The following is a 20962-nucleotide window of genomic DNA, read 5'->3' as shown; positions in this document are numbered from 1 at the left end:
AATACTTCCTTCACTTAAACTATCTATGGTATGATCACACTCGGCATCAATGCAGTTTTTCACGATTCCGCGGCTTGCATTCTCAAAGACGGAATACTCCTGGCTGCGGCAGAAGATGAACGTTTTACCCACGTTAAACATGGCAAACGGCCTATTCCCTTTAATACTTACGAGCTACCTTTCCATGCGATAGATTATTGTTTGAAGGTAGCAGGCATCCACCTAAGAGATGTTGATCACATTGCCTATTCTTTTGATCCAGCGCTTCTTATCGAAGAAGGCTATAAAAACCAAGCGCTATGTGAAATTCCGTTCTATCCGAATCATACTTCTGGTGAAACGGCTGGCAGTCCCTGGGATAACCTGTTCCTGTCTTCCATTTTGCATGCGCCACACCAGTTGGTTGATGGTTATCCGCATCATCTGCAGAAACGTTTTTACGATTCAAAAATCAGTGATTGGGAATGGCATTATGTAGATCATCATGCGGCACATGCAGCAAGTGCATTTTTTCCATCGCCATACCAGGAAGCGGCCATACTTACACTTGATGGGAGGGGTGAGGTGGCTTCTACAACCTTCGGTATCGGTAGGGGAACAGAAATGACCAGGATTAATCAGGTAAACCTTCCTCATTCCCTTGGCTTGCTTTATGAGCGTTTAACTACCCACTTAGGCTTTCTTCACTCTTCTGATGAATATAAGGTAATGGCACTGGCCTCTTACGGACAGCCTCGTTTTGCTGACCAGTTCAGGGAAATCATCAAAGTGGGCAATAACGGGCAGTATACCATAAGTAATGAAAACTTAGCCGGGAGATTTGGTGCGCAGAGATTAAAAGACGAGCCTTTTACCGCATTCCATTTTGATCTTGCACGCTCATTGCAGCTGGTACTGGAAGAAACCACATTAGAATTGGTAAAATACCTCCATCAGGTTACAAAGGTCTCCAATTTGGTGATGGCTGGGGGAGTAGCTTTAAATTGCGTTTTAAATGCGAGGATAAGAGACCTGGGGCCATTTGAAAAGGTGTGGGTACAGCCCGCGGCAGGCGATTCGGGTACTGCTCTAGGAGCAGCCCTATACGTGGACATTAACGAACGCAAAACACAGAAGCGCGAATTTGTAATGGACCACGTGTATTGGGGCCCTGAATACAGCGATACAGAAATTGAACGGTTTCTAAACTGGGCAAAAGTACCTTTTACCAAAATGGACGATATCGCCACAGAAACAGCAGCTTTGCTGGCTGATAATCAGATTATCGGCTGGTACCAGGGCCGGATGGAATTTGGCCCGAGGGCATTGGGCAGCAGGTCAATACTGGCCTCGCCGATTGATCCCCGGATGCAGGCGATGTTAAATGAAGTGAAAGACCGTGAAGATTTTCGTCCGGTTGCCCCGGTGGTACTGGAAGAGGATGCACATTTCTGGTTCAAGGATGCAGAATTTTCACCTTTTATGCTATTTATTTACGATGTGCTGAAAGAAAAAGAAGATCTGATCCCGGCAGTAAGGCATACCGATGGTACGGCCAGGGTACAAACCATCAATGAACAGCAACACCCTGAATATTATCGCTTGTTGCGTGCTTTTAAAGAAATTACAGGCGTTCCGGTGCTGATTAATACCTCTTTTAACACATTGGGCAAGCCTATTGTCTGTTCACCAAGGGATGCAATAGAATGTTTCTGGACATCGCCTTTTGATGCACTTATTATCGGATCATATTTAATTACCAAAACAGATGCACAAAAAAATATCGGTAGTCATTCCAACTTACAACAGGTTGAACCTCTTGTTTAATTGCCTGGATGCATTGAATAAACAAACCTTACCAGGCTGTGATTTTGAAGTTATTGTGGTAAATGACGGCCCCGACAACGAAATGATCGAATCACTTAGCCGTCAAAAAAATAATTACCGTTTTCAGTTGTTTCCGCGCTACACAGCTGAAAAAAAAGGGCCCGCCGCTGCGCGCAACCTGGGTTGGCTAACTGCAAGCGCACCACTTGTAGCTTTTACCGACGACGATTGCCTGCCGCATACCGATTGGCTGAAAGGATTTCTTGATCAGCATCACAGCCGGGAGTTAGCCGCATACAGTGGTAAAACAGTTGTTCCCCTTTATTCTCATCCAACTGACTTTGCCTTGAATACCTCCAGGCTTTCTGAAGCTGATTTTATCACGGCAAACTGCGCCTGTACCAAAGCGGCACTTTTTAAAACGGGAGGTTTTGATGAGCGGTTTGCTATGGCCTGGCGAGAAGATTCGGACCTTGAATTTAAGTTGATGCAGGCAAGTATTCCCATATTCAGGAATGAGGCGGCAGTGGTGGTTCACCCCGTGCGTGAAGCGAGCTGGGGTGTTAGTTTAAAAGAGCAGTGTAAAGGGATTTATGATGTACTGCTATTTAAAAAATACCCTGAACTTTACCGGCAAAAAATACAGCGGTCTCCAATATGGACTTATTATCTGATTGTAGTGTTCGCCTTACTTAGCCTTTATACCTTATTTTTGGGTTATCATAGAGCTTCGAAATGGAGCGTATTGGTGATGTTGTTTTTGATAACCTGCTTTGCACTAAAAAGACTGCAGAAAACCAGCCGATCTGCTGTACACGTTGCAGAAATGCTAATTACCTCGGCAATAATTCCTTTTCTGAGTGTTTATTTTCGCATTTGCGGCGTAATCCGCTATAAAAAACTCCTCTTTTAATATGGATGGGGCCATATCGCAGTATAAAAAAATTGCTATTTTCAGAGCTTTACAGCTTGGAGACCTGCTGTGTGCCATGCCGGCCATTAAAAACCTTCGCATGGCTTATCCTGGTGCAGAACTGGTATTTATCGGATTGCCATCTGCCAGAAAACTAATCGAACGTTATCCTGAACTTTTCGATCGTTTTATCGATTTTTCTGGTTACCCCGGCTTACCTGAAATTCCTTTTGATGCGAAAAGTTTTAGCCGCTTTTGTAAAAGTCTTGCTTCTGAAGCATTCGATATGATACTGCAGATGCAGGGAAACGGCACAATTGTTAACGAAATGCTCAGGGCCTGCTCAGGTGGAAGTACAATTGCGGGTTTCTCCGTTAGCGCGACCGAAATGGCTGAAAATTCTTTATTAATGCCTTATCCCAATTGGGGGCACGAAAGTCTGCGGCATATTGCTTTAATGAAACATCTTGGCATAGCCATTACCACCACAGCAATGTTTTTCCCCTTACATCAAACAGATTTTGAAAACTTAGATGCATTAGCTATTGGCAATGGTTACATCTGCATGCATTGTGGTTCGCGGGGTTCCTGGCGCCAATGGCCACCAGCATTTTTTGCCAAACTTGCAGATTATTGCACCAGGCAAGCGCTCCGGATCGTGCTTACCGGAACCTCAGAGGAGTTGGAGATTATTAATCAGGTAGCCGCGCTGATGGATGAAAAACCAATCATTTTAGCCGGCAAAACTGATCTGGGAATGGTTGGTGCCCTGCTTAAACGCTCAAACGGATTAATTTCTAACTGCACCGGGATATCCCATATTGCCGCTGCGCTCCGTGTAAAAAGTGTGGTAATCAGTATGGATGGGGAGCCGGAACGATGGGGACCAATTGATACAACCCGGCATAAAACTATCGACTGGACAAAAACACCAGATTATGCTTTGGTAGAGCAGGCCGTTAAACAGCTGCTGTTTCACGAAGAAGATCATCAAAAGCGTCTGATATCATTTGAGTAGATGGAAAAGCAATTGCCGAGGGATAAGCTTTTTCAGACTGAAAACGTAATACCTGATTATTGCTGCCCTGGGACGAAAGCACATCAAATTCAATTATTCTGCAAGGTACCATCCAGGGGGTATGCTGAGGATTCGTTCTTGCGTATAAGGCCAGTACGGGTGTGCCCACAGCAGCAGCCAGATGCATAGGTCCCGTATTTACGCTCAATATGGCCCTTGCCATTAAAACGCAGGCCGCAAACTCCTTTAAATTAAACAGACCAGCTATGGGAATAACCGCTTTGCCTAGCTCTTTTGCAAAGGTTTCGATATTTTCCCGCTCTTTACTATTTCCGCTTAATAAAATAGGAAGGCCATATTTTTCCGCCACCACTTTGGCCATTTTTATCCATTCTTTTTTTGGAAACTGACGTTTTTCTTCTGAAACCCCCATATGAAAAATAAAAAAACCATTCTTTTTTAACCCAAGAACTTTCAATTTATCGTTTGCGGCATCTTCATGTACCGAAATCCTGATGCGTTGATCTGTGGTTTGTGCCCCAATAGAAGCACAGAGTTTGAGGTCGCGCGCTACCTGATGCCTGATTTCGAAATAAGGCTCCGGATCGGGCAGCCAATGGGTTAGCAAGCCGTAAATATTTTCCCTGCAATAGGCCGCACGCAGGGGAATACCCGCCATAAAGGCAATCATTAAGGAAGGGGCGGGGTTCTGGCTGGAAACATTAAATAATATACAGCCGTCAAATGCATGTTTCCGGATAGTAGAGACCAGATCAACCAACACATCAGGAGCGATTGCATCATTTGTTTTCAGCCAGGGGAAATCATAGCAGATCACGTTTTTTATCCATGGTAAGAGGGCAGCAGCTTCCGCGGCCATGGTTGAGGTAAGTAAAGTAATTTCACACTCAAAACTTTCCCTCAAGGCCCTGATCGCCGGCGCCGACATCAATAAATCGCCCATATGATCAGGCCGCATTACCAATATTCTCTTACATGATTTCCATTCCATTAATTGATGTTGTTACTGCTGAATAAAGTAAAATTCTGTTCGATTTTGCCAATTATTTTGGTTGTAGACCTGTCTGCTACCGTTGGTAAAAAAACTATTTTGCAGCCTATATCATGCAGCGTGTTCCCTTCAGGCAAAAACTTATTACGATAATCCCCTCCCTTAACGAAAACATGCGGACGTATTTTTTTAAGCAATGGAATAGGGGTATCGTCGCCCTTTTGGCCAAAAGAGATAATATGGTCGATGCATGATAACTCAGATAACACTTCAATACGGTCAGCCATCGCATTGATAGGCCGTTGAAGGCCTTTAAGCCTTTTTATGCTTTCATCATTGTTTAATCCTACAATCAGGATGTCGCCCTGAGCTTTCGATCCTTTTAAGTAGTTCACATGGCCGCTGTGCAGAATATCAAAACAGCCATTGGTAAATACAATCCGTTTTCCCTGCGACTTGTAATGCTTCATCAGCATGCCGATTTCGCTCAAATTGTTGAGATATTTCTGCTTTGTGCTGAAATTGTCCTTCAGACGCGCAATATGGCACACTGCGGTATGAGGTTCGCTAATCACAACCGAAGCTGCACTTATGGCCAGTGTAGTTACAGTATAAAGATCAGTGCCACTAAGCAATGCCATTAAAGCGGTGGCCAGGAAGGTATCACCAGCGCCGCTTACCTGTGGGTTCGCTACTTTTGGCACAGTCTGGTGAAAACTGAACTGCCCTTTTTTGAAGCAGCATACGCCATCTTCATCCATACTGAGGAGGATATTTTTGGCCCCGCTATACTTGTACAAACATTCGCCCCAGTTCTTTGCCTGCTCCAATCGCGTAAGGCTAACAGGTTTAAACCGGCAGAGCGCCAAAGCTTCGGTATAATTTGGCTTAATCAGGGTAGGCTCAAGCGTAGCATAACGGGCAAAATTCCTGGCATCTACCGCAAAGATTTTTTTATCACCGTTATTCCGTGTTTTCAAGGCAAGAATCAGATCATCTGTTAGTACACCTTTTTCATAATCAGAGATTAATATGGCATCTACCTGGTCAAAAACGCTGCTGATGTGCTTCATTAGTTTTTCTGTAATAACCTTTGATATTGGGCTGCAACTGCCTTCATCATACCGCACAATGAGCTGTGAAAGCGAGCTTACCCTTGTTTTACAAAGTGTGTCTCGTTCCGGTTCACTAACGATCAGGTCTGTGTCGATATTCAGCTTTTTTAACAGCTCAATAAGGATATGGCCATTTCTGTCAACCCCTGTAACCGAACATAATATGACCTGGGCACCAAGTGCTTTGAGGTTGGCTGCAACATTTGCCGCACCACCAGGGCAATTCTTTTCCGAATGTACATCGATTACCGGCACACTGGCCTCAGGTGCTATCCGTGTACATTCACCCTGAATATAGCGGTCCAGTATCAGGTCGCCGATGACTAGAATTTTTTTGTTCTTGAAGTTCTCCAGGAATTGCCGATATGGCGCCGATGTATTTTTCATATTTTAAACTGTTTAAGATAAATTCGCCGGCAGCAGCAAAATCACTGGCCATAAAATCGGGAATACGTTGGGGATGATCTGCCATATCCCACTCGGTTTCGTTGCCGTTGTTAATCAGTATTGTACTGCAACCAGCTGCTTTTCCGGCTTGCACATCGTTGAGTATATCACCGATCATCCATGAACCGGATAACGAGATATGGTGTTCGAGTGCTGCCCTGTTAATTAAGCCAGGAGCTGGTTTTCTGCAGTCGCACGGTCTGGCATAGGGTGCCTTGTTACCATCTGGATGATGTGGACAGTAATAAAAACCGCTTAAGCTCACCCCATAGTGATGCAAGAGCATTTTGATGCGCTTCTCAACCATTTTAAGTTCTCCTTCATTAAAATAACCAAATGCAAGCCCACTCTGATTGGATATCACAATCAGCTCGAAATGCGGGGCCAGCATGGCCAGGGTTTGGCCCACATGTTCTTCCAGCCTTACCCGTTCAGGATCTGCATTATATGGGATATCCGGAATAAGTGTTCCATCCTTATCCAGAAAGATTGCACATTTAGCTGCCATAATGTTTTAAAATTGTTTCCGGCTGATATCGTGCCGGTAAAAGCTGTTTTTTCGCTGCTGTTTTATTGGTAAAGGCAACATTGAACATTCGATTTTCAATGATCGTACACAGCAGGTGTACCAAATGCAGATGCATTTCCTGTATCCGCTGTGTACTGTGGGAAGGTACAACCAAATTAAGTTCACCGTAGTCTACTGCGCGCCCGCCATCTTTGCCTAACATATTAATGCAGCAGATCGCTTTCTTTTTTGCCATTTGCATCGCCTTAATAATATTATCCGAATTGCCACTTGTACTTAGGCACAGTAATATATCGCCCTGGTTTCCATAGGCCTGTACCTGCCTGGCAAAAACATCATCGTATCCAAAATCGTTTGCCCACGCGGTGATAATGGCCATATCTGCATTGAGTGAAATGGCCGGAAGCCCCTTGCGGTGCGGAACCTCGAAACGCCCCACCAGCTCTGCAACAAAATGCTGGCTTTCTGCGGCACTTCCGCCGTTTCCACAAACCAATATCTTATTCCCGGTTTTTAAAGCCCTGCTAATCATTTCGCCGGCCAGGGCAATCTTGGTACCCAAAATCTTTGACGTAAGCTCGAAGGTTTTTGCGCCTTCTTCAAAAGCATGCTGTATCATCGCAAATTCCTGCTGTCGTAATTTTTGCTGACTGGCATGAATGCCCTGGTAACAATCATGCAACTGTAAGGCGATTTTTTTCCAGGTAAAATTTTCATGCACATGCTGAACGGCATGATCAGACATTTCCTTAAGCAGCGATGGCTCAGATAATAAGTATGTTATCTTTTCCGCTAAAATTTCGGGCTGTTTTGGTGGAACGAGATAGCCGGTATGGCCATCCTTCACCGTAAATTTAATACCACCTACCGCCGAACCTATAACCGGAGTACCACAAGCCATGGCTTCAATAGGGGTAATCCCAAATGGTTCGTACCAGGGCGTTGTGATAAAAATGTCGGCTGCACTATAGTAGTACCTCAACAGTCCGCGATTTTTCTGACCAACAAAGTCTACTGAATTTTCTATGCCGTGTTTTCTGGTCAGTGTTTTCAGCCTGTCCAGTTCAGGATCATTTTCTGATGGCTCATGTTCTCCACCAACAATGATCAACCGTAATTTATGGTCACTTTTAAGCCTGGCAAAGGCCTTGATCACATTATCGATACCTTTACGTTCTACCATCCGCCCCAACTGAAGTACAATTTTCTCCTCCTCACTGATGTCCAACAGTGTTTTTGCTGTCGGTTTAGCAATAGGGTAAAAGTCATCCGGGCTGAAACCACAAGGTATCATCACCATTTTTTCAGGATTGGCACTGTAATACGTACGGAGGTCTTCTTCATCCTGAGGGCATTCGGCAACGATCTTATCGGCCTGTTGTACAATGGTGCGTTCAATATCAACCCGCTCGGGAGGAAAACGATCCATTTCCTTCTGATGCATCTTTCTGATATGGCCAAGGGCATGGAAAGTAATTACAAAGGGAATATCAAGTCTTTCCTTGAGTTCCATCGCTACCAGGCCCGACATCCAGAAATTGGCATGGATAAGCTGATAATAGATTTTGTTACGTTTGATAAAATATTCCATTTCCCTTCTGAAATCTTTCATATAGGGGAGTAGCGCTTCCTTGTCTATCTTTTCTTTCGGGCCTGCATCTACTAAAATCACGCGCACATTTGTGCAAAAAGTATTTACCGTTTTTGAAACGATATCTTCCCGGCGGGTAAAAATGTCGACCTGGTAGCCCTGCTCTCCCAATTGCCTTGCAATTTCGGCAACATACACATTTTGGCCGCCATTGTCTTTTCCTCCAAGCAGGGCAAGGGGTGATGCATGTTCACTAATAAATGCGATTCTGTTCGTCATAGTTGTGGTTTTAGATGTAATCGGTTTTGGTTTTAAGCTTTTTCGCGCTTACTGTTTCAAAAAGCTGTTGCCATTCGCCCGTAAACCTCTCGATGCTGAAGCGCTCTTCAGCGGTTTTACGTGCATTATTACCCATCTCCATGGCCAGCAGCGGATTTTCAAGCAGGAGCTCCATGTCTCCCTTTAACAAATCAATATCTGTTCTGACAAAGCCGGAGTATCCATTTTTAATGGTGACCGACATTTCGGTGGTAGCCAGACCGATAATGGGCATACCCTGCATCATCGCCTCGCAAACGGCAAGACCCAGGCTGGTATAGCGGATAGGATTAAAGAAGAAGCGGTAGTTTGAAATAAACGCTGGCAGTTGTGGATGGAGCACTTCGCCAATTCCATATGCTTCGGCACCCATGCCCACCAGATCGAGCGGTACGGTTTTGCTTAATTGCTCAAAAATGTCGAAACCCAAAAGTCTTCCCCGGGCAGGCAGGTTATTAATGACTACAATGCCCCGTTCCAAAGTTCCGTTGTAGGGCTGATGACTAGCCGTTACGCCATGTTCAATGACAAGTGTTTGTACATTGGGGCTGTTCCACATCAAACTGTTAAAATGCGTAACATGTACCAGGATAACTGATGGGTCTGTAACGGGATGAAGTGCATCCGTGGGATGATCCCATGGCGGATCATGCTCGAGATAGATTTTTGGCAGGCTGCGCTGCTGTTCAGAAAGTATTTCATACTGGTCGCATAAGTAATTTTCATCAGTTTGGAATAAAATGATATCGAAATTCATTTCACGCACCTGTGTTGCGGGTATTTCAATCACGTTATTTCCGAATGGAAAAGTGTTGCCACGGCCTACGTAACCCTCGCTTTTGGTTTCGTTTACCGGTATGTAAATATCATAGTCTCCCTGCGAGAGGTAAAAAAGATAGCTGCCGTGGATGTGCCACGTAAAAATTTTTAGCCTGTTAAAGTCATACATAATTCAGGTATTTTAAATCGCAGTTTAGCGAAAAAGGAAGGATCACTTCCTCAAGCGCTGCTTAAATAACTGCACTTCATCGGGTATTGTTCGTTGTACAAATACTCGATTTAAGGTAGGAAAACACCCGTATGTGAAAAGCGTAATACTTGCTTATAGACGGATACAGTACTACGGTTTAACGCACATATTAATTGGGTTTTATTTGGAGTTACCCGGCATTTTTTTTAGGGGAATGTGTTTTATCAGAGTTAAGTTTTTATCGTGAATGATTTGAATAGGCTGGCAACTTTTAAAGTTGATTCATCAGTCAGATTTACATGTAACATCATAGTGGGTTGGGGCGCGGTTAAACAATCTTAGTTTAATTTTGTTTTCTGTCAATAACCTAATGCGATATTGCAGATCTATATCAATATTTTGAATAAATATTGTAGAATTTATGGCCGAAAAAAAAGAATATGGACAACCCGGGCAAAGGGTTTGGAAAGAGCAAAAGACAATTATGCTACGTTTTAGTGATATACTCGGCACCCTAACCAAAAAACAAAATATAGCTTCGAAACACGCTGCTAATATTCTGGAAACTGCAATGAACTTATTAGCAAAAGAACTTGACTTAATGTATGCGCTCTATTTTGAGCTACTGGCCGATGGAGATACTTTACAGCTGGTTGCAGGTCAGGATGGAAACACATTTATCATACCAAAACAGCTTCGGATTTCAGACTTTTCAGCACTTCAGGCCGCTCACTATCTCAATGGAAAGACATTCGTATGTAGCGGCAGTGAGGCTGAAGTTGGACCGGAAATCCATCTTGCCAACGGCATTCGTGCCGGCGTTGGTGTTCCGATTGTAAAAAATGGAAAGCTTGTTGCATTGGTCGCTGTAAATTCCGGATTTCCAAGGAATTGGACAAAAACTGAAATACATTTATTAGAAGAATTTGCCGGGCGGACCTGGGCTGAACTAGATAACATAAAGGCAGGGCGAACGGCAGGAGAATCAGAAAAACACTTTCAATCTATTGCCAATCTGGTGCCGGATTTACTTTGGGCCAGTGAACCAGACGGATCGACCAGCTGGTACAATCAGCGCTGGCTTGAATATACCGGACAAAGCCTTGATCAGGCAACGGGATGGGGTTGGGTTGAAGCTATCCATCCTGATGACCAAAAAAGCTCGTCCAGGCGCTATGCTGATGCAGTGGCAGCAGGAAAGCCCCTTCAACAGGAGCACCGGATAAGAAGGCGTGACGGAAAATACCGCTGGTTTGTAGTCAATGCCTCACCGCTAATCAACGAGCAGGGCAACGTAATCAAAATATATGCAACAGCTACCGATATTCATGACCGTAAAGAAACAGAGAATGCGTTGCGGCAAAGTGAAGAAAAATATCGTACCCTTTTTAATATTATGAATGAGGGGTATTGTATAGTAGAGGTGAAGTTGAGCAAAAATGACCATGTGGATGATTTGGTTTTACTGGAAGTTAATAAGGCCTGGGAAAAACAGACCGGCCTCCCCAAGCCACTTGGCCAGCGTCTGCGCAATTTGTTGCCAGACTTCGAAGAGAAATGGTTGCCTTATTTTGAAGCGGTTTATCAAACAGGTGTACCCATCCGTAGCGAACATTATCTGAAAGATATCGACCGCTGGTTTAGTGTTCATTACTCCAGGGTAAGCAGCTCGGGAAGTCGTTTGATTGCCGTGATTTTTGACGACATTACCGAGCGCAAGCTAACGGAACAGGCCCTTCGCCAAAATGAAGAGCGACAAACTTTCCTTCTAAAGTTAAGTGATGCCCTGCGGCCATTAACCAATCCGCTCAGCGTACAAGATACCGCTATGAAATTATTGGCTAACAAACTGGAAGTGATGTACGCCGGTTATTTTGAGATGGAGAAAGACGGAGATTCCTTTCATGTTGCAGGGCGCTTCGAAGATCAGACCATGCCTCTGCCTGAGCGTATGCGCTTATCAGATTTCTCGATGTCGCTGGCAGCAGCTTTCCAGTCCGGCCGTACAATTGCTGTGGCAGATACAAGTATAAAAAGCGAATGGGTGAAATCGCCGGAAGTCTATTCCGGGATTGGAGTGGCCGCCTGGGCTGCTGTTCCCCTCTTGAAGCATGGAAAGCTCATGGCCTGGATTGGCATAAATTCAGGTAAACCCAGGGCATGGGCTAAGATAGACCTTCAAATCCTGAATGATGTTGCCGAACGCACTTGGGATGCCCTGGAACGCACGCGGGCAGAACAGGCCTTACGCGATACCGAATTAAAATATCTCCTTCAACTGGAGAATGACGTAAAAAAGCGTACCAGAGAGTTACAGGAAAGCCGCGACAGTCTGCAGACTATTTTTGATGAACAGGTGAAAGCAGAAGAGGAACGAAATAAAGCATATCTGTTGCTGCAAAAATCGGAGGAAACAGCTTTATTGGGCAGCTGGGAATTCAATCGTCTAAGTGGCCATTTAATCTGGTCTGATGGGATGTACCGATTGTTTAATCTGAAAAACGGAACGCAGGTCACACCAGCTGTTTATTTGGAATATGCAATTGAAAAAAGCCTCGGCAAAGCTAAAAATGTTGTTCAATGCATCCAAGAAAGTAATGCTGACTTTGAAGAAATATTGGAAATGAACATTTCCGGTAAGATCAAAGTGCTGCGCATCAAAGGAATTCCAGTAAGGAACAATCAAGGTGATATTGAAAACGTATTAGGGGTAGATCAGGATATTTCAGCGATGCGCGAAGCGGAAGATAAAATCAAAAAAATGGAGCAGGAGCAACAATTGAAGATATTCCGGACTTCGCTGAGTACTTTGGAGGAAGAACGCCATAGAATCTCCGAAAGTTTGCATAACGGAATCGGACAACTTCTTTATGGCATAAAAATCAACATGTCTAGCCTCCGCGCCGGGGCACCAGAAGAAGAATTCAGGCATAACAAAGCCTACATTAATGAACTGTTAACCCAGGCGATTGCAGAAACCAGGCGGGTTTCGCATGAGCTGATGCCCACCACGCTTGACCAGTTCGGATTAAAAAGCGCCGTTGATGATATTTGCAGGCAATTGTCGGGAAAAATTGAATTCAATTGCCACATCTCCGTTCAGCATAACCGGTTGGAAAAATACATGGAACTGGCGGTTTACCGCACCACTCAGGAACTCATGACCAACGTGGTTAAACATGCAAAGGCAAGCAGCTGCGAAGTCATGATTATTGTTGGTACCGACCAGGTAAAAATTGTTGTCAGTGATAACGGGCAGGGGATGCCGGAAGGAGCAGAAAAAGTTAACGGCATAGGCCTGGCATCGATCCGCAGTAAGATCGAATTGTTGGATGGGCAGCTCATCATTTCCTCAAATCCAGATAAAGGAACGTATGTCGAGGTAATTATTCCCCATCAGGGGCTAACCGATAAGCCAAGCAGGTAATGATAAAATTAATGATTGTTGAAGATAATGAAGTCGTCAGGCAGGGCCTTTGTAATATGCTTACGTGGCAAGCAAATATTGCCGTTGCTGCTGATGCTGAAAATGGAGCTAGCGCACTAAAAAAGTTGGAACAGGGTGTATCGATCGATGTGATGTTGATCGATTGGAATATGCCAGGTATATCGGGCTTAGAATTAACAAGACGGGTGAAATTGCAAAGGCCGGCTATTAAAATCATTATATTAACCATGCACAGTAAAGATGAATACAGGACCCAAGCCTTTAATGCCGGAGCTTCTGCCTATGTACTTAAAGATCTGGAAATTGAAGACTTAGCCAAAATCATTCGCGAGGTTTATGCAAAAGTTTGATTTGGGGTAGCTTCCGTCAGAATTTTCGCTATATGACAGTCTTATATCCTTAATCTTGAATGGTCCACACCAGATCGTTGGTTTGGTAGCCAAGATCCGCCGCTTTTTTTAAGTAATTCGTTTTGATCGCATCAGGGATATTTTTCGTTCTGGAGAGTATCCAAAGATAATCCAGGTTATTTCCGGCTACCAGGGCGTACTGGTAGTCTTTATCGATTTCAATGATATTATAGCCCGCGTAAAAAGGACCAAAAAAGGAAACTTTGAGCCTTGCTTCATCATTACCTTTTACAAATTTAGCTTTCCCAATACTCTGCTTCCATTTGTTTTTAACCATGTCGTATCCTTTATTATCAACCCTGATAGATCCATTATCATTTTTTGAATAGGTTGCGGTTACATTTTTGAGGTTTTTTTCGAACTTAAAATCCATTCGGGCAATTTCATACCAGGTACCTAAGTATTTATCCTGGATGAAGGGCTTAACAGCAGTTGCGCCATTGGGTATTGAAACCTTACAGCTGGTATAGGTTGCCGCCACAATAGCTAGTGTAGCAAATAAAAGTGTATTTCTGTATATTTTTTTCATGGTTTTAATCTTAAATAATTTCACAAAAGGTGAAGGGCAAATGTTTGAATCCTAGCAGTGAGCGTTAATTTATACCGTTTTCGCGGAGCTTTTTTTGCGCCTGCATTTTTGACTGCAATAGATCACCTCATTCCAATGTCTCGCCCACTTGGCGCGCCACATAAACGGGCGGTTGCAAACGGGGCATGTTTTTTCGGGCAGATGCTGTTTTTTTACATCTTTCATAGCAGGCTAATTGACAATTTTGTTGATCATGCCATTAAAAATGAAATAATGGAAGGGTAGCACCGCATACCAATACAATCGGCCTGCTAATCCAAGTGGTCTGAAAGTGGCTGTTTGGTAAACACAATCATCCACTATTTTAAACTCCAGCCAGGCCTCCCCAGGTAATTTCATTTCAGCATATAACAGCAGACGACTTTCCTCCGTATTTGAATAGATTACCCGCCAAAAATCAAGCCGGTCGCCTGTACTGATGGCTGTTGGGTTTTTTCTTCCCCGGTTAAGGCCGACCCCGCCGAATAATTTATCCAGAAAACCCCGGAAGTTCCATAGCCAATTCGCATAGTACCATCCCGAACGACCACCAATGGCAAAAATTCTTGCTGCAGCCAGTTTTCGGTCACTTGTGTGGGCCGATTTTCGATCTACAAATACGCCATTAGTGGGAACAGCGAGCAGCTTTTTAATCATTTCCTTCGAATAGGTTTTTCCCATGGCATCATACCAGCTGGAAAGCACCATATTTTGCTCAATCTTCTGAAAGGCAAGTTCAATAGCTTGCTTGTAAGGGATTAATTTAATATCAAGTTGATCCGATAAATCATTCGGCTCGGCCACCACATCCACATGCATGCTGTCTACGAGATTTCGTGCAAGGCTGTAAGAGGTTGAGGTTACAAAATATAACCAGTAAGAGGAAAGTTTAGGCGTCATAACTGGCACGATGAAAATACGTCTTTTCAGTTTCCTAACCTCTGCAAATTGCAACAGCATCTCCTTATAGCTTAATATATCCGGACCATAAATGTCGTAATGTTTACCGAACGTGAATTCTTTCAATAATACTTTAAAAAGGAACTCAATCACATTCCGGATGGCAATTGGCTGGCATTTGGTATGAAGCCATTTCGGTGCAACCATTACCGGCAACTTTTCTACCAGATCGCGGATAATTTCAAATGAGGCACTACCAGATCCCACAATGATCCCGGCCCTCAGTGTGGTAAGCGGTACTTTGCCTTCACCTAACAATTGCTCTACTTTTTTGCGCGAAGCGAGGTGTTTGGAAAGCGTAGTGCTATTTACGATCCCGCTTAGAAATATAATCTGCTTTGCTGCGGTTTCGCTAATCGCTTTTGAAAAATTACGGGCAGACTTTGCCTCACTATCGCTAAAGTCTTTATCACCACTCATCGAGTGGACGAGGTAGTAAGCCGCATCAATATCTTTAGGAAGTGACTGTAAAGTTTCGGGTTTCATGAGGTCAGCTTCGATAACGGTGATCTTAGCATCATGGCCAAACTTATTCTGGTCGAAACGTACGGCATTTCTAACCAGGCAAAAAACAGTATGGCCTTGTTCTAACAGAACGGGAAGCAATCGCTGAGCAATATATCCGGTTGCACCGGTGAGTAGTATATTCAATGCGTAGTTTTAATATACCAACAGCTATCTGCCCATTTATGTTTGCCGCGAGGGAGAGATAAGTTAAGGGGCTTAATATAAAAATCTTATCATTTGTGTTAAAAAATGTGGGAAATTCTTTGTCTCTGTACGTACTATGAGCGCTGTTTTTCTTATCGAAAAGAAACAGAATGCCTTTAAATCATTTAGCGATAAGATTTCAATCTCATTGTATTTCCATATCAACCAGTTTTTGCAGTTGATTATACTTTGCCTGCCTTCCTTCTGATTTGAGATAAAAAGCCATCAAAAAGCCGCAATAATTCTTCTCCCTGTTGATCCAGGGGAAAGCACCAAAAAGGCCAGGACTACTGACTACATTTCCTGTTATCCATTCGCCATACCCATAACCCAGGCCTGTAGCCTCAGCCGGCGTGTAGGCTATTTTAACATCAGCGGAGATGCTGTTGATCTGCATTTGCGCAATGCTGCTTTCAGACAATACGCGTTTGCCTTTAAATGCTCCTTTGTTCAGGATCATAATCAGGAAATTCATATAATCATCAACAGTACTAACCGCGCCACCGGCCGGTAAGGCTAATTTTCCTTTGCCAAAATCGGTATGCTTCATTTCAAGCGGAGTTGCGATCCGCTCTGCAAATAGCGTTTCAAATCTTTTTCCACTGATTTTTTCGATCACCGCGCCGGCAATCTGCAAACCAGTATTGCTATAACGAAAAACCTTGCTGGGCTGGCCTTCCATTGGGTATGCCGCAATCTTGTCGATTTCTTCTTCCATGCTATTTACCTGCTTTATTTCTGCCAGGTTTTCGCGCAGATCGGGCGAATGTATTCCCGTCGTATGCGAAAGGCATTCGCTGATGGTTATCGACCCTTTTTTGTTCCGCGAAAATTGCGGAAAGAATTGGCCCAGGGTATCGGTGAGCTTTAATTTACCTTCATCTACAAAGGTCATAACCAGCGCCGCGCTCAGCCATTTACTGCAACTGGCAATAGGTTGCCTGGTGACTGAAGTATAGTCGCTAAGATCGGCAGGTTTGCCCTGTTTCTGAGCGACAAGCCTGATTAGTACACGATCTTTTATACCCATGTTATTTACTGAATGGCTGTAAACAACCTTTCCGTCTTTATATATTGCCAGCATAAGGCGGCCACCCATTGCTGAAACCTGCTCGGTAAGCCATTGGTCTACTTTGCCAAACGGCCGTTGGGCTTTTGTGATATAAGAACCGGCAAGGATTAATATTAAAACTATTATTTTCTTCATTGAAGTAGGATTTTAATTGCAATTAGAGATTCGGGGATTGTCAGTGCTGTTACATGGAAATAAATATTTGCCAGAGTGGTATCTGGGGCTAGGGTTATCGCTAACCTCGAGCGGCGCCATAAACTGGCCATAATATCCTGGCATACTTACCTGCTCGGCAGAGCCATTGCCCAGGGCAACATTTTTTCCGGCCTGGCTGCCGTTAAAGCTATAGTCTATTAATGCATCCAGTAAACGGTAAACGCCATAATAATCGTAGGCATCATAAGCCGAGCGGCTATTGGGCAGGTTATGCTCTGCCGTGTATCTGTAGCCTGCCACTGTGGAAGGCTTCAGATAATAATAGTCTTTTTCTGAATTAGCGATATTGATGTTTTTAAAGATATCAATGGCCAAACGGTGATCGTTGTAAATGTCTTCGTCATAAACCTGCGTAATCATCCTGGTGTTTGCCGGGAAGCTTGAGAGTTGTGACGGAGTGATCTGGTAACTGTACCAGGGTGCCATTGTGAAAATAAAACGCCCATCCTGTCCCCATTTTTTTTCGGTAAAGGCCTTGTATGACAGACCGATGGATGCACCACCGCCAAAAGAATGCCCCATAAAGCCCACTTTTTTAGTGTCAATGATATTGGGGTAATCACTGGCAGCTTTAATAAAGCCGGTCCATAAGGTTAAATAACGATGATCAATGCTGACATCCATGGTTGGGTAGGGTACAAATACCACCACATAACCTTTTTTAGCGATGAACTCAAACAAGCCCCGGTTGTATTCTTTATCCTCACCACCATAGGGATGTGAATAAAATATCGTTGGCCTGGCTGAGGTAATTCCTGCCGGATAAAAAATAGTGACCTGTGTGCCGGCATATTCGGTATTGGGGAAATTGATTTCGGCAACTTTATAACTTCCGTCGGCACCGTACCCGGATGCAGGACGGGAAATCGGCCCTGCCAGGTCATCGTCTGCATCGGCTGGATCAGTGTTGCTGTCTGTATTTTTTGAACATCCGGATAACAGCAGCAAAAAACTTATTAAAAACAGAATAGTTTTCATAGCATGTTTTTATAAATATGTATTGAGTAAAAGCGTATTGCGATTATTGATGGCTTATTTTTTCTTTCATTTCGGCTTCAAATGCCTGGTACTGATTATACTGTTCAGCTGTGAATACCTTTTTTAGTTCCGCGTTTTTTTCCTTTTGCAAAGCTTTAAACTGTTTAAGTTTAGCTAATTTACCGGCATCGCTTTTGATTATAGGCTCATTTTTTAATGCGTATTTCAGGTTAATCACCTTTAGCCGGGCAAGTTGCCCGGTATCCAGGCTCAGTCTGGTTTTCATTAGTTTGGTCAGTAACTGAGCCCTTTCTTCGGGTGTTTTATTTTTTAACGTTTTTGTATTTTGGGCTGCGGCCAATTGGCAGAACAGCATCAGCAACAGGCTTAACAAAATGCCAGTTGGAGTTTTGTTTGTTTGCTTTTTCATATGTAGTGGACTCATGTTTTAAGGTGATTAAACTATTTAATAATGGGCAGGTGTTAATGGACAACGACTAAACGCCTTTGGATAACAGGTTGCACAATAACAGCCCTGGCAGGTGTGGTCACTACAGCCCTGATGGCTGGTCTGCGTACGACCGCCACTTTGTGGTGAGGTGTTTTTCTTACCACAACACGGGTTTGTGCATTTACAGATAACAGACTTATAAACGCCAGGATAATAATTAAAATATTTTTTTCATATCATTGAAGTTATATGTGTATTTTTTTAATTAAATCTTTAAAATACAACGAATTATCGCTTTCCTGCTAAACCCTGGAACAGGGGGTGAGTTGACTGAACAAGTGCAGCCGGGGGCAGTAAAATGTTAACAGGATAGAGCCTTATTTGCTGTTTCATTATCTCGCTTTTAATTATGATGTAAAGTTGTGCAAGAATATACTGAGTGAAAAGTACTAATCGGTTGAGGCTGAAAAATAAGGGGGTGAACTGTTTAACTGTTCATCCAGCCTTTAAACTCCGGTACACGAGCCTTACTGACCAGGATATGTTCTGATGGTTCCGGCGATACTTTTACGGACAGGCGTCCATTGAAATAAAAATCAACTTCCGCGATGGCATTCCGGTTTATAATAAATTGCCGGTTGGCCCGAAAAAATAATTTCGGATCCAATTGTTGTTCCAGTTGTTCCATTGTATAATCCATAAGGTATTGCCTACTGTCTGATGTATGACCGTAAACCACCTCATTTTTAGTGTAAAACCAGGCTATTTTTGTCGTTTCTACCGGCACCAGCTTATCACGGTAATGTACCAGAAAGGATCTCTTATAGGATTTGATACTGGACTGAAACTGTTTCAGAAACTGGTCGAATTTTTCCATCTCGCCATATGGCATAACCAAGGTTTCAAACTTTTGCAATGCCAGCGCTATCTCCTGCTCATCAAATGGTTTTAATATGTAATCAATACCATTATTTTTAAATGCTTCTATAGCATAATCGTTGTAAGCGGTCACAAATATCACTGCCCGGTTAACCGGCGCCTGTTTAAAGATTTCAAAGGATAATCCATCTGCAAGCCGGATGTCCATAAAAACCAGGTCATAGGCATACTCGTTCGAGCTGAACCAGGCTACCGCCTCGCTTACACTTGTGAGCATGGAAACCACGACGAGTTTTCGGTCGAAATGTTCCAATATGCGGGCCAGGTGGCGTGCCGTAACAGGTTCATCTTCAATCAATACTATACGCAGTGGTTTCATCAGTTCAAAGGTAGTTTAACAATAAATAGTTCATTTGTTTTTTCGATTTCAATTTCACGGTTTACCAATAGGCGAAAACGTTTGTTCAGGTTGGCCAGCCCAATGCCAGTGCTGTTTTCTGGTGAGGCTATTTCCTGCAGGTTGTTGATCACAATCAGGTACTCCTCTTTTATAAAGATACGGACAACCAGGGGATTGGCGGCTGTAGCAGCATTATGCTTGGCGGCATTTTCTAATAATGGCTGTAAGGAAAGGTGTGGTAATTTTGAATGATGATGATGCTGCTCAATCTCAATTTCCAGGCGGAAAGCCTTTTCAAAACGCATGTTCAGGAGTTGCGCATATGACTTAAGCGTTTCCAGCTCGGTCTCAACCGTCACCAATGCAGTCCCTGAACGTGTTAACGCATGGCGGAATACTTTAGACAAATGAAAAATATAGAATTGGGCCAGCTTCGGATCTTCCCTGACAATACCGGAAAGACTGCTCAGCGAATTGAAAAGCAAATGCGGGTTCAGTTGTTCTTTCAATAATTCTACCTGCGCTTCCAGGTAGGCGCTTTGTAATTGTTCATGATCTTTGTTCTTTTGTTTGGTTTCCCTGAGCAGCAGGATAATCCTGATGGTAATGCCGATCAAAATTGTACTCATTCCGAAACGGGCAAAATACCCCATTCTATACATGCCGCCTAAGTGATTACCGGCGAATAAGGTATATTGGAGGAAATTCCCAGCTACTATGAGTAAAAAGACCAAAAAAAAGTTGGTAGCAAAATAAATTCCATACCGCTTTTGTTCCCTGTACTTCACGAAACTAAAAACCATATCTTTTTTCAGGTTCAGGTAAAATAGTGCCGCACAAAACAGCAGGTTAAAAAGGAACTGGAAAGTAAGCTCTCCCAGGTCGAACTGCCAATAACGCGCCATAACCCCATTGGTTCGCAAAGCCAGTAAACGCGCAGAATTTACCATTAATGCGATTAATACGGAGCTATATCCGCAAATGCGGAGTTCGTTCTTATCCATATACGAAATTAACCATTATATCTTCATTGCCTAATGATGAGTAAGGTGAAACTGATAAAAGGGCGGGTGAAGTTTTAAAACGAATTTTCGGATCAGGCATCTGATTAACAAACACAATCAGATTAATGGTAAAAAATGCCTTGATT

18 protein-coding genes are annotated in these 20962 nt (G+C 43.4%); 5 read left to right on the top strand and 13 right to left on the bottom strand.

The window, feature by feature from the left end; translation table 11 throughout:
* Positions 1-30 precede the first annotated feature (30 nt).
* Genes ACK1I8_RS10615 through ACK1I8_RS10605 form a run of 3 tightly spaced genes read left to right on the top strand, consistent with a single transcriptional unit; the run spans position 31 to position 3737 of the window.
* Positions 31-1806: a carbamoyltransferase gene (locus ACK1I8_RS10615; RefSeq protein ID WP_412469294.1), complete on the top strand. Its 1776-nt coding sequence runs from the start codon at positions 31-33 to the stop codon at positions 1804-1806.
* On the top strand, positions 1748-2719 hold the full coding sequence (locus ACK1I8_RS10610) for a glycosyltransferase family 2 protein (protein WP_412469293.1): 972 nt from the start codon (positions 1748-1750) through the stop codon (positions 2717-2719). The genes ACK1I8_RS10615 and ACK1I8_RS10610 overlap by 59 nt, the downstream gene beginning before the upstream one ends.
* A 1-nt stretch (position 2720) precedes the next feature.
* Positions 2721-3737 (top strand): glycosyltransferase family 9 protein, encoded by a 1017-nt coding sequence (locus tag ACK1I8_RS10605; RefSeq protein ID WP_412469292.1) that lies wholly within the window; start codon positions 2721-2723, stop codon positions 3735-3737.
* Here ACK1I8_RS10605 and ACK1I8_RS10600 read toward each other — a convergent pair.
* The 5 genes from ACK1I8_RS10600 to ACK1I8_RS10580 are packed head-to-tail and all read right to left on the bottom strand — an operon-like array spanning position 3679 to position 9698.
* Positions 3679-4749, bottom strand: coding sequence for a glycosyltransferase family 9 protein (locus ACK1I8_RS10600; RefSeq protein WP_412469291.1), 1071 nt, complete (start codon positions 4747-4749; stop codon positions 3679-3681). The two genes, ACK1I8_RS10605 and ACK1I8_RS10600, sit on opposite strands and share 59 nt — an antisense overlap.
* Complete coding sequence (locus ACK1I8_RS10595) at positions 4749-6251, bottom strand: PfkB family carbohydrate kinase (protein ID WP_412469290.1); 1503 nt, start codon at positions 6249-6251, stop codon at positions 4749-4751. The genes ACK1I8_RS10600 and ACK1I8_RS10595 overlap by 1 nt, the downstream gene beginning before the upstream one ends.
* Positions 6148-6819: a D-glycero-alpha-D-manno-heptose-1,7-bisphosphate 7-phosphatase gene (locus tag ACK1I8_RS10590; RefSeq protein WP_412469289.1), complete on the bottom strand. Its 672-nt coding sequence runs from the start codon at positions 6817-6819 to the stop codon at positions 6148-6150. The genes ACK1I8_RS10595 and ACK1I8_RS10590 overlap by 104 nt, the downstream gene beginning before the upstream one ends.
* A complete protein-coding gene (locus ACK1I8_RS10585) occupies positions 6809-8710 on the bottom strand; it encodes a glycosyltransferase (protein WP_412469288.1) in 1902 nt (633 codons plus the stop codon). Before ACK1I8_RS10585 ends, ACK1I8_RS10590 begins: the two co-directional genes overlap by 11 nt.
* A 10-nt stretch (positions 8711-8720) precedes the next feature.
* Positions 8721-9698, bottom strand: coding sequence for a glycosyltransferase family 4 protein (locus ACK1I8_RS10580; RefSeq protein ID WP_412469287.1), 978 nt, complete (start codon positions 9696-9698; stop codon positions 8721-8723).
* A gap of 442 nt (positions 9699-10140) precedes the next feature.
* Between ACK1I8_RS10580 and ACK1I8_RS10575 the strand changes: the two genes are divergently transcribed.
* Together ACK1I8_RS10575 and ACK1I8_RS10570 are read left to right on the top strand one after the other, a co-directional pair.
* Positions 10141-13146, top strand: coding sequence for a PAS domain S-box protein (locus tag ACK1I8_RS10575; RefSeq protein WP_412469286.1), 3006 nt, complete (start codon positions 10141-10143; stop codon positions 13144-13146).
* Entirely contained in the window at positions 13146-13517 is a 372-nt protein-coding gene (locus ACK1I8_RS10570; RefSeq protein ID WP_412469285.1) for a response regulator transcription factor, read from the top strand. The genes ACK1I8_RS10575 and ACK1I8_RS10570 overlap by 1 nt, the downstream gene beginning before the upstream one ends.
* Before the next feature lie 49 nt (positions 13518-13566).
* On the opposite strand, the gene ACK1I8_RS10565 is transcribed toward ACK1I8_RS10570, so the two are convergent.
* The 8 genes from ACK1I8_RS10565 to ACK1I8_RS10530 all read right to left on the bottom strand — a co-directional run bounded on the left by ACK1I8_RS10565 (position 13567) and on the right by ACK1I8_RS10530 (position 20816).
* Entirely contained in the window at positions 13567-14106 is a 540-nt protein-coding gene (locus tag ACK1I8_RS10565; RefSeq protein ID WP_412469284.1) for a lipocalin family protein, read from the bottom strand.
* Positions 14107-14175: 69 nt separating this feature from the next.
* Positions 14176-14331 carry a DUF2256 domain-containing protein gene (locus ACK1I8_RS10560; RefSeq protein ID WP_412469283.1) on the bottom strand — a complete coding sequence of 52 codons (156 nt, stop codon included), beginning with the start codon at positions 14329-14331 and terminating at the stop codon, positions 14176-14178.
* Positions 14332-14337: 6 nt separating this feature from the next.
* The gene (locus ACK1I8_RS10555) at positions 14338-15756 is read right to left on the bottom strand and encodes an SDR family oxidoreductase (RefSeq protein WP_412469282.1); all 1419 of its coding nucleotides are present in this window, start codon (positions 15754-15756) and stop codon (positions 14338-14340) included.
* A gap of 205 nt (positions 15757-15961) precedes the next feature.
* A complete protein-coding gene (locus tag ACK1I8_RS10550; protein ID WP_412469281.1) occupies positions 15962-17023 on the bottom strand; it encodes a serine hydrolase domain-containing protein in 1062 nt (353 codons plus the stop codon).
* A gap of 12 nt (positions 17024-17035) precedes the next feature.
* Positions 17036-18082, bottom strand: a complete 1047-nt coding sequence (locus ACK1I8_RS10545) for an alpha/beta hydrolase (RefSeq protein WP_412469280.1) — start codon at positions 18080-18082, stop codon at positions 17036-17038.
* 43 nt (positions 18083-18125) lie between these two features.
* The gene (locus ACK1I8_RS10540) at positions 18126-18512 is read right to left on the bottom strand and encodes a hypothetical protein (protein WP_412469279.1); all 387 of its coding nucleotides are present in this window, start codon (positions 18510-18512) and stop codon (positions 18126-18128) included.
* 508 nt (positions 18513-19020) lie between these two features.
* Positions 19021-19791, bottom strand: coding sequence for a LytR/AlgR family response regulator transcription factor (locus ACK1I8_RS10535; protein WP_412469278.1), 771 nt, complete (start codon positions 19789-19791; stop codon positions 19021-19023).
* The gene (locus ACK1I8_RS10530; RefSeq protein ID WP_412469277.1) at positions 19791-20816 is read right to left on the bottom strand and encodes a sensor histidine kinase; all 1026 of its coding nucleotides are present in this window, start codon (positions 20814-20816) and stop codon (positions 19791-19793) included. The genes ACK1I8_RS10535 and ACK1I8_RS10530 overlap by 1 nt, the downstream gene beginning before the upstream one ends.
* Between the last annotated feature and the right edge of the window lie 146 nt (positions 20817-20962).

This window comes from Pedobacter sp. KLB.chiD (genome assembly GCF_047040275.1).
In the GTDB taxonomy this organism is placed as follows: Bacteria; Bacteroidota; Bacteroidia; order Sphingobacteriales; family Sphingobacteriaceae; genus Pedobacter.
Note: the sequence above shows the minus strand (reverse complement) of the source record. Positions and strands in the feature narration are given on the sequence as shown.

Bases quoted from the DNA above. Each gene is read 5' to 3' on its own strand.
- ACK1I8_RS10615 (WP_412469294.1), top strand. From the start codon at position 31: ATGATCACACTCGGCATCAATGCAGTTTTTCACGATTCCGCGGCTTGC.
- ACK1I8_RS10610 (WP_412469293.1), top strand. From the start codon at position 1,748: ATGCACAAAAAAATATCGGTAGTCATTCCAACTTACAACAGGTTGAAC.
- ACK1I8_RS10605 (WP_412469292.1), top strand. From the start codon at position 2,721: ATGGATGGGGCCATATCGCAGTATAAAAAAATTGCTATTTTCAGAGCT.
- ACK1I8_RS10600 (WP_412469291.1), bottom strand. From the start codon at position 4,749: ATGGAATGGAAATCATGTAAGAGAATATTGGTAATGCGGCCTGATCAT.
- ACK1I8_RS10595 (WP_412469290.1), bottom strand. From the start codon at position 6,251: ATGAAAAATACATCGGCGCCATATCGGCAATTCCTGGAGAACTTCAAG.
- ACK1I8_RS10590 (WP_412469289.1), bottom strand. From the start codon at position 6,819: ATGGCAGCTAAATGTGCAATCTTTCTGGATAAGGATGGAACACTTATT.
- ACK1I8_RS10585 (WP_412469288.1), bottom strand. From the start codon at position 8,710: ATGACGAACAGAATCGCATTTATTAGTGAACATGCATCACCCCTTGCC.
- ACK1I8_RS10580 (WP_412469287.1), bottom strand. From the start codon at position 9,698: ATGTATGACTTTAACAGGCTAAAAATTTTTACGTGGCACATCCACGGC.
- ACK1I8_RS10575 (WP_412469286.1), top strand. From the start codon at position 10,141: ATGGCCGAAAAAAAAGAATATGGACAACCCGGGCAAAGGGTTTGGAAA.
- ACK1I8_RS10570 (WP_412469285.1), top strand. From the start codon at position 13,146: ATGATAAAATTAATGATTGTTGAAGATAATGAAGTCGTCAGGCAGGGC.
- ACK1I8_RS10565 (WP_412469284.1), bottom strand. From the start codon at position 14,106: ATGAAAAAAATATACAGAAATACACTTTTATTTGCTACACTAGCTATT.
- ACK1I8_RS10560 (WP_412469283.1), bottom strand. From the start codon at position 14,331: ATGAAAGATGTAAAAAAACAGCATCTGCCCGAAAAAACATGCCCCGTT.
- ACK1I8_RS10550 (WP_412469281.1), bottom strand. From the start codon at position 17,023: ATGAAGAAAATAATAGTTTTAATATTAATCCTTGCCGGTTCTTATATC.
- ACK1I8_RS10545 (WP_412469280.1), bottom strand. From the start codon at position 18,082: ATGAAAACTATTCTGTTTTTAATAAGTTTTTTGCTGCTGTTATCCGGA.
- ACK1I8_RS10540 (WP_412469279.1), bottom strand. From the start codon at position 18,512: ATGAAAAAGCAAACAAACAAAACTCCAACTGGCATTTTGTTAAGCCTG.
- ACK1I8_RS10535 (WP_412469278.1), bottom strand. From the start codon at position 19,791: ATGAAACCACTGCGTATAGTATTGATTGAAGATGAACCTGTTACGGCA.
- ACK1I8_RS10530 (WP_412469277.1), bottom strand. From the start codon at position 20,816: ATGGATAAGAACGAACTCCGCATTTGCGGATATAGCTCCGTATTAATC.